The 16,941-nt window shown below is 64.4% G+C and carries 12 protein-coding genes; 9 read left to right on the top strand and 3 right to left on the bottom strand.

Annotation, left to right across the window (positions count from 1 at the left end):
• Positions 1–127: 127 nt before the first annotated feature.
• Positions 128–1,972, bottom strand: coding sequence for a S9 family peptidase (locus tag F7O44_RS19325; RefSeq protein ID WP_162451933.1), 1,845 nt, complete (start codon positions 1,970–1,972; stop codon positions 128–130).
• Positions 1,973–2,040: 68 nt separating this feature from the next.
• Here F7O44_RS19325 and F7O44_RS19320 point away from each other — a divergent pair, with 68 nt between their 5' ends.
• A complete protein-coding gene (locus F7O44_RS19320; protein ID WP_162451932.1) occupies positions 2,041–4,020 on the top strand; it encodes an ATP-dependent DNA helicase in 1,980 nt (659 codons plus the stop codon).
• Positions 4,021–4,232: 212 nt separating this feature from the next.
• Here the strand turns inward: F7O44_RS19320 and lexA are convergent, their stop codons facing one another.
• Positions 4,233–4,982, bottom strand: a complete 750-nt coding sequence (lexA, locus tag F7O44_RS19315) for a transcriptional repressor LexA (protein WP_425501399.1) — start codon at positions 4,980–4,982, stop codon at positions 4,233–4,235.
• A 244-nt stretch (positions 4,983–5,226) separates the two neighbouring features.
• On the opposite strand from lexA, the gene F7O44_RS19310 reads away from it, so the two are divergent.
• The 7 genes from F7O44_RS19310 to F7O44_RS19280 all read left to right on the top strand — a co-directional run bounded on the left by F7O44_RS19310 (position 5,227) and on the right by F7O44_RS19280 (position 14,861).
• Entirely contained in the window at positions 5,227–5,826 is a 600-nt protein-coding gene (locus tag F7O44_RS19310) for a LysM peptidoglycan-binding domain-containing protein (RefSeq protein WP_162451931.1), read from the top strand.
• Between the two features lie 268 nt (positions 5,827–6,094).
• Positions 6,095–6,565, top strand: coding sequence for a transcriptional regulator NrdR (nrdR, locus tag F7O44_RS19305; RefSeq protein ID WP_162451930.1), 471 nt, complete (start codon positions 6,095–6,097; stop codon positions 6,563–6,565).
• Between the two features lie 112 nt (positions 6,566–6,677).
• Positions 6,678–9,566, top strand: a complete 2,889-nt coding sequence (locus tag F7O44_RS19300; RefSeq protein WP_162451929.1) for a vitamin B12-dependent ribonucleotide reductase — start codon at positions 6,678–6,680, stop codon at positions 9,564–9,566.
• A gap of 598 nt (positions 9,567–10,164) precedes the next feature.
• Positions 10,165–11,400 carry an extracellular solute-binding protein gene (locus F7O44_RS19295; RefSeq protein WP_162451928.1) on the top strand — a complete coding sequence of 412 codons (1,236 nt, stop codon included), beginning with the start codon at positions 10,165–10,167 and terminating at the stop codon, positions 11,398–11,400.
• Between the two features lie 4 nt (positions 11,401–11,404).
• Complete coding sequence (locus F7O44_RS19290) at positions 11,405–12,355, top strand: carbohydrate ABC transporter permease (protein ID WP_162451927.1); 951 nt, start codon at positions 11,405–11,407, stop codon at positions 12,353–12,355.
• A gap of 8 nt (positions 12,356–12,363) precedes the next feature.
• Positions 12,364–13,173, top strand: coding sequence for a carbohydrate ABC transporter permease (locus F7O44_RS19285; protein WP_162451926.1), 810 nt, complete (start codon positions 12,364–12,366; stop codon positions 13,171–13,173).
• The gene (locus F7O44_RS19280) at positions 13,170–14,861 is read left to right on the top strand and encodes a DUF4091 domain-containing protein (RefSeq protein WP_162451925.1); all 1,692 of its coding nucleotides are present in this window, start codon (positions 13,170–13,172) and stop codon (positions 14,859–14,861) included. Before F7O44_RS19285 ends, F7O44_RS19280 begins: the two co-directional genes overlap by 4 nt.
• Positions 14,862–14,987: 126 nt before the next feature.
• On the opposite strand, the gene F7O44_RS19275 is transcribed toward F7O44_RS19280, so the two are convergent.
• Positions 14,988–15,812: a spermidine synthase gene (locus F7O44_RS19275; RefSeq protein WP_222851505.1), complete on the bottom strand. Its 825-nt coding sequence runs from the start codon at positions 15,810–15,812 to the stop codon at positions 14,988–14,990.
• Between the two features lie 19 nt (positions 15,813–15,831).
• Here F7O44_RS19275 and mgrA point away from each other — a divergent pair, with 19 nt between their 5' ends.
• A complete protein-coding gene (mgrA, locus tag F7O44_RS19270; protein WP_162451924.1) occupies positions 15,832–16,893 on the top strand; it encodes an L-glyceraldehyde 3-phosphate reductase in 1,062 nt (353 codons plus the stop codon).
• The last annotated feature ends 48 nt before the right edge of the window (positions 16,894–16,941 follow it).

Below are 16,941 nucleotides of genomic sequence, written 5' to 3'. Positions count from 1 at the left end.
CACCTGAAAGCCGGTTGTCGGGTGAGCCTTTCCACGGCCGACGATCAGGTGACACAGCGGACCGAGCTCGTGTGCCGGATTGCGGGAGCCCGCGACACCCAGTGTCGCGGGCTCCCGGTCCGTGACACTAGTTTGCCGAGCGGCCGCCGAGGTGTTGGGCGAGGAAAGCCTCGGCAACGGCGTAGAAGCGCTCCCGGTTCTCCGGCTTGGCCAAACCGTGGCCTTCGTCCTCGAATAGCAGGTACTCGTGGTCGATACCTTTGTCGATCAGCGCGTTGACAATCTGCTCGGCCTCGGCCTCTTTCACCCGGGGATCGTTCTTACCTTGCGCGACCAAGATCGGAATGCGGATGTCATCCACCCGGGAGAGCGGCGACGCTTCCCAGAGAAAGTCCTTCTCGGTCTCGGGATTTCCCACTCGCGAGTACATGAAGGCGATCTGCGGCTTCCAGTACTCGGGAATAGAGGTCAGGAGCGTCAGCAGGTTGGACGGGCCGACGAGGTCGACCGCGCAACGGAACACATCCGGAGTGAACGCGGCTCCGACCAGCGCTGCGTACCCGCCGTAGGAGCCGCCGTAGATGCCCACGCGCTGGCGGTCGATCCACCCCTTGCCTACGAGGTAATCGATGGCGTCGAGCAGGTCGGTGTGCATCGCCTTGGCCCACTGTTTGTTGCCGGCGTTGCCGAAGGCCTTGCCGTATCCGGTGGAACCGCGGAAGTTGATCTGGACGCAGACATAACCGCGGTTGGTCAGCCATTGCGCCTCCGGGTGGTACCCCCAGGTGTCTCGCGCCCACGGGCCGCCGTGCACGTTGAGGACCGCTGGCAGGTCTTTGCGCTCGACTCCGGCCGGGAAGCTCAAGTAGCCATGGACCGTCAGGCCGTCCCGCGTCGTGTAGCTGAACGGCTCCATCTCGGAGAGCTCGTACTCCTCGAGCTCGGGCCGGTGCGAGAACAAGTACGTCAGTTCGCGGGTGTCGAGGTCGTACACGTAGTACCGGACCGGGCCGTCGGACAGCACGTCGTGCACCATCCAACGTCGGTCGTCCCGCACGGCCCGGCTGATTCCGATCTCGCCTCGCAGCTGAGAGCGGAGATGGTCCACTTCCGCGCCGAACTCGGGGTCGAGATGGACCCAGACTTTGCGCTCCTTGATGAACGTGACGCCCTGTGGCTCGAGTGTCTCAGGGTTCAGGGCTATGCCGCCTACGTCGTAGGACTCATCTTCGGCCAGCACGGATTGCTCGCCTGTCGAGAGATCGACGCGAAGCAGGCGGGAGGCGTTGACACCGATGCTGGAGAGCACCAACGCGGACTTGCCGTCGCGGCTGAAACTGAAGACGCCGGTGGAGGCGACGTCGTCTGGGCCGATCTCCATCCACGGCTCGTCGGCGCCTGTCTCCAGGTTGCGAAGATAGGTTACAGCGCCGCCGTCTTCTGTCATGGCGATGCCGCCACGGACTTGCAGGTCGGAGTCGACCATCCACGCGGCGTATCCGGGATTCGTCTCGATCTTCTCGATCTGGCGGGTGGCAAGATCGAGACGGTAGATGTCGTGCAGCGCGGGATTGTCGGCGTTGAGCGCAACCAGCATGGTGTTCGGGTGCCACCTATTGTGAGCCAGAATCCCAGCTGTCACGCCCGTCTGGGGTGTGACGAGCTGCGACTCACCGCTTTCCAGATCCAGCGCGTAGAGCCGCCAGTCTTCGTCACCGTCGGTGTCTTGCAAATAGACGAGGGTTTTGTCGTCGTGGCAGAAATCGTAGACCCGGATGCCGCGGTCCTGGTCGAACGTCACCGGCCGGGCCGCGGCGGGGTCATCGGCGGGTCCAACCCAGACGTTGAGAACGCCGTCGAGTGGTGCCACGAATCCAAGCCGGGTGCCGTCTGGGGACAAGCTCGGAGACATCCGTTCGGGGTTGCCGAACAAGACATCGCGGGGGATCAACGGTACGGCGTCATAGCTCATGACTCGATTCCATCATGTGCGCCTGCCATGCTCGAGAGCGGGCGCGGCGGCGGTGTAGCCTCGCCAGGATGAGCGAGCAGTCTTCCGTGGCCGACATGAGTCCGAAGGAACTGCTCACCGCAGTTGTCGAACACCTCGGCGGTACGCATCGCCCAGGACAGCTCGAGATGGCCGAGGCCGTCGATTCGGCCATCGGAACCCGGGAACACCTGTTGGTCCAGGCCGGCACCGGCACCGGGAAGTCGTTGGCGTATCTGGTGCCGGCTCTGCTGCATTCGGTCACGACTGATGAGCCGGTGATCGTCGCCACCGCCACGCTGGCGCTCCAAGCTCAACTGGTCGACCGTGATCTTCCACTGCTGGCCGACGCGGCCGAGCCGGTGATCGGGCGAAAGCCGAAGTGGGCCACGTTGAAGGGCCGTGCCAACTACGCGTGTCTGCACCGCGTTCGCGACGGAGCGCCGGACGACCAAGGTGAGCTGGTCGCGGCCGAGGACATGGTCAGCGGCTCGCTCGGCGCCGACGTCGTCCGGGTCCGGGAATGGGCTGAAGAACAGGCCGAACTGGGTGCTACCGGTGACCGCGACCGCCTCGAACCGGGCGTCAGCGACCGTGCCTGGGCACAGGTTTCGGTCAACGCGCGCGAATGCCTGGGCGCGACCCGTTGTCCGTACGGCACGGAGTGCTTCGCCGAACGGGCGCGGCATCGGGCCAGCGACGCCGACATCGTCGTGACAAACCACGCGTTGCTGGCGATCAACGCTCTTGAAGGCGTGCCGGTGCTTCCCGAACACGATGTCGCCATCGTCGACGAGGGGCACGAGCTTGCTGCCCGCGTGACCAGCGTCGCGGCCGCCGACTTGTGGCCGGGCGTGATAGATCGGGCTGCGACCCGCAGCAGGTCGCACGTCGGTGAAGGGGATGCGGGAGAGCTGAGACTGACCGGGGAGCGGCTGCGCCAAGCGCTCGACGAGGCACCACCTGGCCGGGTGGACGAGCTGCCCGACCGTCTCCGGGCCGCGCTGGTCGACGTGCGCGACGCCGCGCGAGCCGTCGCCTCGGGGTTCACCGGCAGCGGATCCGGCCAGGACCGTGAGCCAGACGTCGAGGCGGCCCGTCGAGCTGCGAAGACGATGGTGGACGACATCTTCGCCACCGCAGAGCGGATGGTGGCCGACAACGAACATGACGTGGTGTGGATCGAAGAACGCGAGCGAGGCGGGCGGATACTTCGAGTGGCGCCGTTGTCAGTGGCTGGACTTCTGCGGGAGAAGCTCTTCGGCGAGACAACGGTCGTGGCGACATCCGCGACACTCGAACTCGGCGGGTCGTTCGACGCCGCCGCCGGAGCGTTCGGACTGACCGGTGAGAAGGCACCACGATGGCGGGGACTGGACGTTGGCTCGCCGTTCGACTACGCCCAGCAGGCCATCCTCTACGTCGCACGCGACCTTCCACCACCAGGCCGGGACGGGCTTCGGCCAGAAGCGGTGGACGCGCTCGTCGAGCTGGTGTCAGCGGCCGGAGGGCGAACTCTGGGATTGTTCTCCTCACGCCGGGCGGCGGAGGAAGCAGCGGCCGCGGTGCGCGAACGTCTGCCGAAGATGTCCATCCTGTGCCAAGGCGAGGACATTGTGCCGACGCTGATCCGTCAGTTCACCGAGGACACCAGCTCCAGCCTGTTCGGCACGTTGTCGCTGTGGCAAGGCGTTGACGTGCCGGGCGATGCGTGCCATCTGGTCGTGATCGACCGCATACCGTTCCCACGACCCGACGAACCGCTCAGCTCAGCCCGCCAACGGTGGGTGGAGAAGAATGGAGGCAACGGGTTCATGACCGTGGCGGCCAACCACGCCGCGTTGCTTCTCGCACAGGGATCGGGGCGCCTGATCCGCCGATCAACGGACCGTGGTGTCGTTGCCGTACTCGACCCACGACTGGTGACCGCGCGCTACGGCAGCTACCTACGGGCATCGTTGCCCCCCATGTGGTTCACGGCGGATCGTAGTGTCGTGACAGGGGCGCTGAGCCGCTTGAACTCCGGTTAGAACACAGCGTGCATCCAGCACCACCGGTCCCGCCCGCGGACTCGCTTGTTCCTCGCTCGCCGATGCCCGCCCGAGCCCTGACCGGTGGTGCTGGATGCACGCTGTGTGGGTGGTTCGTCGGCTCGGCTGGGGGAGCAAGGGTCTGCCCGCGGACTCGCTTGTTCCTCGCTCGCCGATGCCCGCCCGAGCCCTGACCGGCGGTCTCGGAGTAGCTAGATGCGGCGCATTACGGCTACGACGCGACCGAGGATGGTGGCAGAGTCACCAGGAATCGGCTCGTACGAGTCATTGTGAGGCAGTAGCCAAACGTGGCCATCACGTTGCTTGTACGTTTTCACCGTGGCTTCTCCGTCGAGCATGGCTGCGACGATCTCGCCGTTCTCTGCCACATCTTGCTGACGTACGACGACCCAGTCGCCATCACAAATGGCGGCATCGAGCATCGAATCGCCGGTGACGTTCAGCATGAACAGGTTGCCTTCACCGACCAGCTCACGGGGGAGCGGGAAGACGTCTTCAACAGCTTGCTCGGCGAGGACCGGACCTCCGGCGGCGATGCGGCCGACGAGCGGCACGTACGACGGGGTTGGAAGCGACGGCTCATCTGCGGCGATCGGTGCTTCGGCATCAACACCGCCGTCCTCCGCGGGCGGCGGGGCGAGTACCTCGAGCGCGCGGGGCCGGTGCGGATCTCTGCGGATGTACCCCTTGGCTTCCAAGACGGTGAGTTGGTGCGAGACGCTGGACGGACTGGCCAGGCCGGCTGCCTCGCCGATCTCTCGCATGCTCGGCGGGTAACCCCGTCGCTCGACCGAGTCACGGATGACCTCGAGCACCTTCCACTGGCGCGGCGTGAGGATGGGCCTGCCGCCCGTGGTGGGGTCCGGAAACTGATGAATAGAGGCGCCCCGCGCAGTGGTCTGTTTGCCCGACCCTTGTTCCTTGCTGCCTTGCCTGGCCACGACGCTACCTCCGATTACTTGTACCGCACGGCCGGCGATGGATGCTCAAAGCTGCGGACCGGCCCTCCGTGCGTCATGTGCTGACGGTGTCAGGTTAGCCCGAAACAGCGACACGATCAAACATCTGTTCGAGATTTTCTCGACATTGTCAGTGCCTCCGTGTAGAACTATTCGCACGGATGTTCTATCGAACGGCTGTTCGGTCCTCGGGCAGTCTGATCGCGAAGAACCGGAGGTAGAGGTAATGGCGATCATCACAGCAGCCACTGTGCGGAAGACGGAGGCCCAGGCAGCCGGGGAGTCCCGCGGGGCCACGCGTGAGCACGGCCGGCGTGTCGTGATGCTCGGCCGGGCGTCCGGGCGTGTCGCCGGCCCGGGTGCGGCGCCTGTGGAGGAGGCTGCCAGCGAGGCTCCAGTGCGCGTGCGACGTGTCCGGCCGGCTCCGATTGGTGACCGTCAGCTTGGTGACCGTCAGCCCGTCGGTGTCCGGCGCGTGTCGCCCGGCAGGGCGGCGGTGCGCTCGTGTTCGTCGGCGGCAGCGCCCAGTATGCACGGCTCCAGGCTCACCAGGCGGGGCCGGATCGTCGTGGCGCTCATCTGGGTTGTGCTGATCGCTGCGGCGGCCCTGCCGTTCGCGCAGCAGGGCAACGGCGCCGGCTCCGATGCCCAGACGGTTTCGGTCCCGGTCGAAGCCGGAGATACGCTGTGGCACGTTGCCCGGGCGGTCAACCCGGATGCAGATCCACGCCCACTGGTCGACGCGATCATCGAGCTGAACGGCCTCCGATCCGGTAGCGACATCCATCCTGGGGATACGCTGCTGGTTCCGCTAGGGCTGGGCTGACGGCGGACCTTCCGGTCTGATTTTCGGGCAGCTGGCGCGTGCGAGGCGACTCGCCGAGAGGTGGCCTCATGACGTGCCGTGACCTGCAGAGACAAGCTGCGTGGCCCGTATCCGACCATTGTGGTTGCGAACGTCGCGACCGCGACGTACGGTTACCCCTATATCTAGTAGTTACATATGTGTAAGTAGTCCACAGGTTGTGGTTGGCCATGCACAGGTTGTCCCCAGCTATTCCACAGCCCCGGACCCGCTGGAAGGGGGAGCGCGCGTGAACTGTCCCTTCTGTCGTCACCCGGACAGTCGTGTGGTTGACAGCAGAACAGCTGACGACGGCGCGGCCATCCGGCGGCGTCGGCAATGTCCGTCTTGTGAGCGGCGGTTTACCACGGTTGAACAGCTGACGCTGGCCGTGGTGAAGAGATCAGGCGCTACCGAGCCGTTCAGCCGGGACAAGGTCATCCTCGGAGTCCGGAAAGCGTGTCAGGGGCGCGGCGTCGGGGATGACTCACTGGCCCGGCTGGCTCAGCAGGTTGAAGAGCATTTTCGAGCTGCCGGGTGCGCCGAGATCCCGAGCCATGAGGTCGGCTTGGCCATTCTCGAACCGCTACGTGAGCTAGACGAGGTCGCCTATCTGAGGTTCGCCAGTGTGTACCGCAGTTTCGACACGCTGGCCGACTTCGAGGCTGAGATCGCGGTGTTGCGGGGCGGCCGGGTCGAGGATGCTTCCCAATTGCACTAGATGCCATCGCTGTGGATACAGCAGGAACCGAAGAGCGGGCTCTCCATCCGCTGACGGGAGTCATTGACTCGGCAGCGGCCACGGGGGAACAAGACACAAACGGGAGAGATACATGACAGAGACGGTGAGCGGCACTAGTCGTGGCGGTACCGGAGCCAGGGGCGCCGGGAAGGCCAAGGCCAAGGGCGCCGCACGGGGAATCACCATCGAGCGGATGTTCACGACGGCTGGTGTGCACCCCTACGACGAGGTGGCCTGGGAACGCCGTGACGTCAGCCAGCAGAACTGGCAGACGGGGGAGACGTTCTTCGAGCAGAAGGGCGTTGAGTTCCCGGACTTCTGGACCCTGAACGCTTCGACCATCGTGACGACGAAGTACTTCCGTGGCGCGGTCGGGACCGATGCCCGTGAGTGGAGCCTGCGTCAGCTCATCGACCGTGTGGTCAAGTCGTACCGTCAGGCCGGGGAGAAATTCGGGTACTTTGCCACCCCGGATGACGCGGAGGTGTTCGAACACGAGCTGACCTGGATGCTCCTCCACCAGGTATTCAGCTTCAACTCCCCAGTGTGGTTCAACGTCGGTACCGCATCGCCTCAGCAGGTGAGCGCCTGCTTCATTCTCTCGGTGGATGACTCGATGGAGTCCATCCTGAACTGGTATCGCGAAGAAGGAATGATCTTCAAGGGTGGCTCCGGGGCTGGTCTCAACCTGTCCAGGATCCGCTCCAGCAAGGAGTTGCTCTCTTCGGGGGGCACCGCTTCGGGACCTGTCAGCTTCATGCGCGGAGCTGACGCGTCGGCGGGAACCATCAAGTCCGGCGGTGCCACCCGACGGGCGGCGAAGATGGTCGTGCTGGACGTGGACCATCCCGACATCGAGGAATTCATCGAAACGAAGTCTCGCGAGGAAGACAAGATCCGTGCGTTGCGTGATGCCGGATTCGAGATGGACCTCGGCGGCAAAGACATCGTGTCGGTGCAGTACCAGAACGCGAACAACTCAGTTCGGGTATCCGACGAGTTCATGCGCGCCGTCGAGGACGGCACTCCGTTCGACCTTCGGGCGCGGATGACCGGTGAAACCGTCGAGACCGTTGATGCGCGTGAGCTCTTCCGCAAGATGGCGAAGGCCGCCTGGGAGTGCGCCGATCCCGGCATCCAGTACGACGACATCATCAACGACTGGCACACCAATCCTGAGACCGGCCGGATCACAGCGTCCAATCCGTGCTCGGAGTACATGAGCCTGGACAACTCCAGCTGCAACCTGGCAAGCCTCAACCTGCTGAAGTTCCTGAAGGACGACGGCAGCTTCGACGGAGAGACGTTCGCGCGCGCGGTCGAGCTGATCATCACCGCGATGGACATCTCCATCAGCTTCGCCGATTTCCCGACGGAGAAGATCACCGAGACCACCCGGGCCTACCGCCAGCTCGGCATCGGTTATGCCAATCTCGGCGCGCTCCTCATGGCGTCGGGCCTGGCTTACGACTCCGACGCCGGCCGGGCCCTGGCCGCGGCGATCACGTCGTTGATGACTGGCGCCGCCTACAAGCGTTCGGCTGAACTGGCCGGTGTGGTGGGACCCTACGAGGGGTATGCCCGCAACGCCGATGCACACGCCAGGGTGATGCGAAAGCACGCCGCTGCCAACGATGCCTTGCGGACCTACTTCGCACTCGACGGGGATGTGCAGAAGGTCGCGACACGATACTGGCAAGAGGGCAACAAGATCGGTGAGAAGAACGGCTGGCGGAACGCCCAAGCGAGTCTGCTGGCGCCTACCGGCACCATCGGTTTCATGATGGACTGCGACACCACGGGCATCGAGCCTGACTTCTCCCTGGTGAAGTTCAAGAAGCTGGTGGGTGGCGGCTCGATGCAGATCGTCAACCACACGGTGCCTGAGGCCTTGCGCAAGCTCGGCTACGCGGAGGAGACCGTCGAGGCGGTCGTCGAGTACATCGCCGAGCACGGCAATGTTGTTGATGCCCCTGGCCTGAAGCCGGAGCACTATTCGGTCTTCGACTGCGCGGCTGGTCAGCCCCGAGCCATCGAGCCGATGGGCCATGTCAAGATGATGGCCGCTGTGCAGCCTTTCTTGAGCGGGGCCATCAGCAAGACGGTGAACATGCCGGAATCGGCCACGATCGACGAGATCGAGAACGTCTATCTGCAGGGCTGGAAACTCGGCCTGAAGGCGCTGGCCGTCTATCGTGACAACTGCAAGGTGGGCCAGCCGTTGTCCGACGGCAGCACCCGTAAGTCGGGTAAGGAAGCCGAGCGGGAAGTCGTGGTTGAATACCGGCCGATCCGTAAGCGGCTGCCCAAATCGCGTCCGAGTCGCACGACGTCGTTCACCGTCGGAGGTGCTGAGGGGTACGTGACGGCCGGTTCGTATCCGGACGACGGCCTGGGCGAAGTCTTCCTCAAGCTCGGCAAGCAGGGTTCCACGTTGGCCGGTGTGATGGATGCGTTCTCCATCGCCATCTCCATAGCGCTGCAGTACGGCGTCCCACTCGAAACGTACGTGCAGAAGTTCACCAACATGCGGTTCGAGCCGTCCGGCGTCACCGATGATCCAGACGTGCGAATGGCTCAGAGTGTGGTGGACTACATCTTCCGCCGTCTCGCGCTGGATCACATGCCGTTCGAGACCAGGTCCGCGCTCGGCATACACACTGCTGCCGAGCGGACGCAGCAACTTCAGACCGGCGAGTACGCGCCGGTGGACGAAGACGACGTCGAGGTCGAGTCATTCCGTCAGTCCGCACCCGTGGTGCCAGCTGCGGAGACGGAAGCGGTGGAAACGCTTGGCAGGGTCGAGGAGAAAGCCGCGAAACCCGCTCCGGCCCAGGCCCACACGTCAGCTGAGTTGCTGGAAGTCCTCCAGGGCACCAGCACCGACGCGCCGCTCTGCGTCACCTGTGGCACGAAGATGCGCCCGGCGGGAAGCTGCTACGTCTGCGAAGGCTGCGGTTCCACTAGCGGCTGCAGCTAGCGAATAGACACCCGGGGCCTGGCAGAAACCAGGCCCCGGCTCCGAATAAGACCCCCTGACGCGTCCGCTGGTGATGAGGCCGCGCGGTAACCGAGGCATCCAGTCTCGCCCGCGCGGCCTCATCCGCCGTTGCCGGCTAGTGCTTGCCACTCGTGGTCACATCTGACGTGGCTGGGAAAGAAGCTGGGAGTGGCCCTCCGGAGAGGCTGGACGGCTTAGGCGTGAGCCGCGGGGGTGCCCTGCGCGTCCTGAGCCTGAGTGCCGACGCCTCAGGCGGCGTGTGGCCAAGGTTCTCCATCTCCTCCACGCTCGATCACACTACATGACGGTAGTTGACTGATTGACGGCTAAATCATCAAGTAACAGGCATTGTCGCGCGCGGTCCCCTGTCCATGTGGGCAAATGGGCAGCGCAGATTAGCTTTCGGCGAAACGCCAACATGTCGCTAGGGCCGAGTCGGGACTGCTCAAAGCTGATGCCGGACTGCAAATTTCGATCAGAAATAGGCGTCAAGACCCGATAGTCGTTGTAGGGTGCAACGAAAAGATGAAGAGAAGCGCCCTCGCTGCAAGCGGTTGCCCGCGACTAGGAGGAAACAATGAAGCGCAGCCGATCAACGATGCTTAGCGCCGCCGTCATCGGCACTGTCGGGCTGACGGCCTGCGGCGGTGGCGAAGGCGGAGACGTCGACTCGCTCGCTCTATGGCTGCCGCCCCAAGCGAACATCAGTGACGCTTCGGATTGGGCGCCGATCCTCGAGAACTTCGAGGACGAGCATGGCGTCGACGTCAACGTCCGGATCATCCCGTGGGAGAACTACGAGGAAGCGTATCTGACCGGCATCACTGGAGGTGAAGGGCCGGATGTCGGCCTGATGTACGCCGAGATGATTGGGGATTACCACTCCCAAGGAGCGCTGGTCCCGTTCGATGACTATCTGCCGAACTCGGATGCTCCCGACTATCTCTACCTCGACGAAGGTCAGGTAGGCGGTGAGCAGGTAGCGATCCCGCTCGTCGTCGGCGGAGCGCGGGTGCTCTATTACAACGCTGATCTCCTCGGGGAGGCCGGGGTCGACGAACCTCCGCAGACGTGGATGGAATTCCTCGAGGCCTGCCAGAGGCTTCTCGACGCGGGTATCACGCCCGTCCAGCAGCCGTGGGGCGGCCACCCCGGGATGTTGAACGAGACCTTCTTTCCGCTGCTATGGCAAGCCGGTGGCGAACTCTTCAACGAGGAAGGCACCGCGACGGCCTTCGACTCGGCCGAGGGTCTTGCCGCCGCGGAGTTCCTGTGGGAGTTGCGTGAGTCCGGCATCATGACCGAGGCGGTCACGAGTCTCATCGGCGACGATGTGGAGGCGCAGTTCACTCAGGGTCAAACGGCGTTTGTCTTCTCCTCGGACGCACGTTATCCGAATTTCGAGGAGGGAGACTTCGAACTCGGTTTCGTCGACAGCCTCGAAGGGCAGACCAGAGCGACCTTCGTGGCAGCGGATGCGCTGGTGATGCTCGACAAATGCCCGGACAAGCAGCTTTGTGCCGATCTGGTTGCGTACATCACCTCGCCGGAGCAAATGGCCCAGTTCCATCAGCTCGCCCCGTACCCGCCGCTCACCGAAGGCGCGGAGTACGTCGGCCCGCAGGTGTTTGAGAGCTTCTACGCACAGCCGGAGATTCAGCGCAGCCTCCCGATCGTCGCCGGGAGTTCGTCGGTCTACAACGCCCTGCACACCAATCTGCAACAGATGATGCTCGGCCAGAAGAGCCCGGAGCAGGCGCTCACTGACGCCGCCGAGGCAGGCGACCGCGCGCTCGAGAACGCGCAGAACTGACGGTATGACGACGAACAGAACGCAGGCGAGCGCGGTTCAGGCCGACGCCGACGTCGGCACCGGTCGCACCGTGGGAAAGCCGGGACGACGGCCGAGCAAGCTCCGCCCCTTCTCCGGGGTCTGGTACGTCATGCCGAGCCTGGTCGTGATCGCGGTGGTCATCGTGACGCCGATCCTGTTGTCGGCGTACTACAGCCTCACCGACTACTCATTGCTGCGATCACCGAGCTGGGTGGGGCCGGACAACTATCGGACCCTTCTGAGCGACGGCGCGTTCCGGCAAGCCATGTGGCAGACGCTCGTCTACACATTCATATCGGTGCCGTTGCAGACTGTGCTCGCGCTGGTCATCGCGGCGATGGTCGCGCGCCGGACCCGTCACCGGTTCGGGGCATTCGTTCGATCCGCCCTGTTCATCCCGGTGATCGCCTCAATGGTGATCGTCGGCAGTGTGTGGCGGTATCTGCTGGCTACCGACCATGGTCTGGTCAACACTGTGCTCGGCGTCGCCGGGATTGACAACGTCAACTGGCTGGGACAGCCCGTCACCGCGCTCGTCGTCGTCTCACTCGTCACGGTGTGGAAGAACATCGGGTACTTCCTGGTCATCTATTACGCGGGGATGCTCGCCATCCCCAACGAGATCTACGAGGCATCCTCCATCGATGGTGCTGGGGGGATCCGGCAGTTCTGGAGCATCACCATCCCCTCACTGCGGCCAGTGACACTGCTCGTGGTCATCCTCGGCACGATCTGGTCGTTCCAGGTCTTCGACCTCGTGTACACCATGACGGCCGGCGGGCCGGGAGGTGGCACCGTCACGCTGGTCATGGCCATCTATGGCGCGGCCTTTCAGAACATGCAGATGGGGTATGCCTCGGCGATGGCGATGGTGCTCTTCGTGATCGTTTTCCTGGTCTCCTTTGCCCAGCGTGTCTTGCTGAACCGGAAGTAGGGGAGACGATGCTCAAGAGAATTGCCGACCTAGGGGTCAACGGTGTACTGCTTCTGCTGGTCGTGGTGGCTCTGCTGCCGTTCGCCTTCATGGTCGTGACAGGCATCCAGCGGGCCGACACCGTGTCGCTTTCGTTTGACCCGGACCGCCTGCAGCTCGACAACTTCGTCCGGCTGTTCACCGACTACGGGTTCGGCCGCGCACTCGTCACCAGCGCTCTGGTAGTGACGCTCGCCTGCGTCGTCAACTTCGTTGTCAGTTCGCTTGCCGCCTTCGCCTTCGCCAAGAAGCCGTTTCCCGGATCTGAGACGCTGTTCTGGATTTACATCGCCACGATGATGGTCCCGGTTCAGGTGACGATGATCCCGCTCTTCGTGATCGTGCGGGACCTCGGCCTGCTCAATACTCATATCGCCCTGATCCTGCCGATCATCAACGCCTTCGGGGTCTTCCTGATCCGTCAGTTCATGTCGAACGTGCCGGACGAGTTGCTCGAGGCGGCCCGGATCGACGGCGCTTCTGACCGCAGGGTCTTCGTCGCCATCGTGGTCCCCTTGATCCGGCCGGTGCTCGTCGCTCTCACGGTCTTCACGTTTCTCACGACATGGAACGACTTCCTGTGGCCGCTCGTCGTGATCTCCGACGAATCCATGCAGACAGTCACCTTGGCGGCAGCGAGGCTTCAGGGCCGTTTCGTCACCGAGTACGGCCTCGTGATGGCCGGTGCGACGGTCTCCTTCCTGGTTCCGTTCCTGATCTATCTCGTGCTGCAACGACAGTTTGTCCAGGGCGTTGCCTCCGTCGGACTGAAAGGATGATCATTGTGCGCCATGGCCGCGAACTCCGGCCCGAATGGAGTTTCTACACCGTCGACTGCCTGGAGAAGGTCTTCCCCGACGAACGTCCACGTCCGGCCCGGAGCGGATCTGCACTATCCGGGTTCCTTGGCGAGACGCTCTGCGCGCAGATCGCGTTCCTGCCTCCCGCGGTCGACAATCTCCAATCTCTGCCGCCGCTGCGCGCCTGGGCCGAAGGACCGTTGGCGGAACATGTGCGGATGAGTGTGGTCGAGTTGGTACCCGCCACACTCCTCGCGTTCGACGGGCACGACGACGGTTACCTGAGAGACACCCCCGGCCTGTACCCGGACCTGCTGCGCCCGCTCGGTCCCCAGGACGAGATCGCTCCTGCCGTCGGCTACTGGCGTTCGATCTGGATCGACATTCAGCTCGACGACCCCGCGCTCGCGGGTCAGCACGAGCTCGCCATCGTCGTGACCGACAAGAGGACGGACGAACAGCTATACCGGACCGAGTTGCCCGTCACGATCCATCCGGTGGCGTTGCCGGAGCTCGACATCATCAACACCCACTGGCTTCACGCTGACTGCCTTGCCGAGTACTACGGGGCCGACGTCTTCAGCGAGGATCACTGGGAGATCCTCGACCGCTACGTTGCCGCCGCGGCCCAGATGCGCGTCAACTCGATCCTCACGCCGACCTGGACCCCGCCGCTCGACACCGCTGTCGGACATACCCGCACCCCTGTCCAGCTGATTCAGATCGCCGACGACGGCAGCGGTTACCGGTTCGGGTTCGAGCGGCTGGAGCGGTGGCTACGGATGTGTGAACGGCACGGCATCCGCACGCTCGAGATAGCCCATCTGTTCACCCAGTGGGGTGCCCGCGCCACACCCGCGATTTATGTCGACACCCCGGCAGGAATCGAGCACCGCTTCGGCTGGCACATCCCCGCCACCGATTCACGCTACCGGGATCTGATGGAGCAGCTCATCCCGCAACTGCGCCGTTACCTCGACTTACATTGGGGTGGCGACGTCTTCTTTCACATCAGCGACGAGCCTCGTGAGGAGATGCTCGAGGACTACCGTTCGGCGCGTGCGGTCGTGGCCGACCTTCTTCAGGGCGCGACGGTGGCAGACGCTCTCAGCGACTTCACATTCGTGCAAGACGGCGTTGTGGAAACACCCATCGTGGCCACCAACCACGTGCGGCCGTTCCTCGAGAGCGGCACCAGCCCGTGGGTCTACCACTGCGTATCCCAGCACCGCGATGTCGCCAACCGATTCATCGGCCTGCCCTCGCTGCGGAACCGGGTCCTGGGGCGTCAGCTCTTCGTGGCCGGAGCTCCGGGGTTCCTGCACTGGGGTTTCAACTTTTGGCGGACCCAGTTCTCGCTCCGGGCCGTCAACCCGTTCCAGGACACATGTGCCGGTGGGGCGTTCCCGGCCGGTGACGCGTTCATCGTCTACCCCGGCGATGACGGACACCCGTTGCTCTCGTTGCGTCATCGGGTCTTCACCCAGGCCATGGACGACCACCGAGCACTGCAACTGCTGCGCGAGCTGACCGATGACGCGACAGCGCGGTCTTATGTGGATCAGGGGGGCGAGCTGCGATACAACTCGTTCAGCTACGACCCCGAGCACTATCTCGAGTCCCGCCGGCAGGTCGACGCGCGGATCCTGAAGGAGAAGCTCGGCTAGGAGTTCGGCGCGATGCCGCGGCAGGCTTGCGGGCCGATGACCGACGGGCACATACCGAGGACTTCTCGTGCGTCACCATGTCTGCAGGCGTGGTGACGCACGAGAAAACCCACCAAACATGATCATCTAGGTGGGGTCGTGGTGGGGGTGGTGGCCGGAGGTGAGTTCGCGCACGCGCTCGCCGCCGACGTACCGGGCCCGTACCGCCCCGCCCGCGAGGCGGCGGACGAGCGCGTCCTCCGGGAGGGGCGTCAGTGACGCGAGGATCAGCACATTGCCGTAGCGGCGACCGCGGAGCTGCGCCGGCTCGGCCACCATGGCTACGTCGGTGAAGACGGTCTGGGCCGCCGCCGCTTCCACCCGCGAGTCGCGCACCTGGACGTTGTCGGCGACGTTGGCCACGTAGATACCGTCTGGACGCAGCACCCTGGCCACCTCCCGGTGGTACTCCACCGTCGCGAGATGGGGCGGCACCGCCGTCTGGTCGAACGCGTCCCGGATGACGACGTCGGCGCTGGCGTCGGGGAGAGTGGCGAGGCCGGCGCGGCCGTCGGCTGCCTTTAGTCGTAGACCGTTGACGTTCTTCAGGCCGAATGCCTGGCGGGCGAGGACGACCAGCGCGGCGTCCACGTCGAAGACGAGCTGACGAGACCCGGGCCGGGTGGCGGCTGTGTAGAGCGCGAGTGTGCAGCCGGCGCCGCCGATGTGCACGGCGTCGATCGGTGCTGCCTCGGGAGCCACCACGTCGAGTATGTGACCGGTCCATTGAACGTACTCGAACTCGAGTCGCGTGGGATTGTCGAGATCAACATATGAACTGGGTGCGCCGTTGACGACGACGGTCCAGCCGCCGGATCCGTCGCCGTCTGGAACGAGCTCAGCGGTGCCGGTGTCAATAGGATGTTGCCCCGGCTGCGGATCCGGGCGGCGGCGTGAACGGCGTTTCGGCACGAGATGTAGGTTCCCATGTATGAGTCAACGACCACCAAAAGACCTCAGTGTCCATGCTCCGCACCGGGCAGCGGAGGACCGCTACGAGTCCATGACGTACCGGCGCTGTGGCCGCACCGGCCTGCGATTGCCGGAGGTCTCACTCGGCCTGTGGCAGAACTTCGGCGACGAGACGCCGCTGGCCACCCAGCGCCAGATCATCAGGACAGCCTTCGACCATGGCGTCAATCACATCGATCTGGCCAATAACTACGGGCCGCCCCCTGGCTCGGCCGAGAAGAACTTCGGCCGGATCTTTGCCGAGGACTTCCGGCCGTATCGTGACGAGCTGATCATCTCCACCAAGGCCGGTTACGACATGTGGCCGGGGCCTTATGGAGAGTGGGGTTCGCGTAAGTACCTCCTGGCCAGCCTCGACGCCTCGCTGGAGCGGATGGGCCTCGATTACGTCGACATCTTCTACTCTCACCGGTTCGATCCGGACACGCCGCTGGAAGAGACGATGGGTGCGCTGGACACGGCTGTGCGGTCCGGCCGGGCGTTGTACGCGGGTATCTCGTCGTATTCTGCGGACCGGACCAGAGAAGCCGCGCGGATCATGGCCGAACTCGGAACGCCGCTGACCATCCACCAGCCCTCGTACTCGATGTTCAACCGGTGGATCGAGAACGATCTGCTGGACGCCGTGGGCGAACTGGGTGTCGGAGTGATCGCGTTCTCGCCGCTGGGGCAGGGACTCTTGACCGGCAAGTATCTGAACGGTATTCCCGACGACGCCCGAGCGGCGCGGCCGGGATCGTTCGACGCCTCGATCATCACCGACGACATACGTGCGAGGCTTCGCGCGCTCAACGAGATCGCGGCCGGGCGCAATCAGACTCTGGCACAGCTCGCGCTCAGCTGGGCTTTGCGAGATGAGCGGGTGACGTCAGTCCTGATCGGTGCCCGCACTGTCGAGCAGCTGACCGACAGCCTGGGCGCGTTGGAGAATGCGGAGCTGACCGCTGACGAGATCGCGACCATCGACGAGCATCTGTTCGAGGCCGGGCTCAACCTGTGGGCGCGCTCGAGCGACAGCTGATCCTTGTTCCGCACCCGAGACCCGGGCCGCCACAGCCGCGATGATCGT

The organism is Phytoactinopolyspora mesophila, from assembly GCF_010122465.1.
Classification (GTDB): Bacteria; Actinomycetota; Actinomycetes; order Jiangellales; family Jiangellaceae; genus Phytoactinopolyspora; species Phytoactinopolyspora mesophila.
This window is presented reverse-complemented; position numbering and strand designations above follow the sequence as displayed.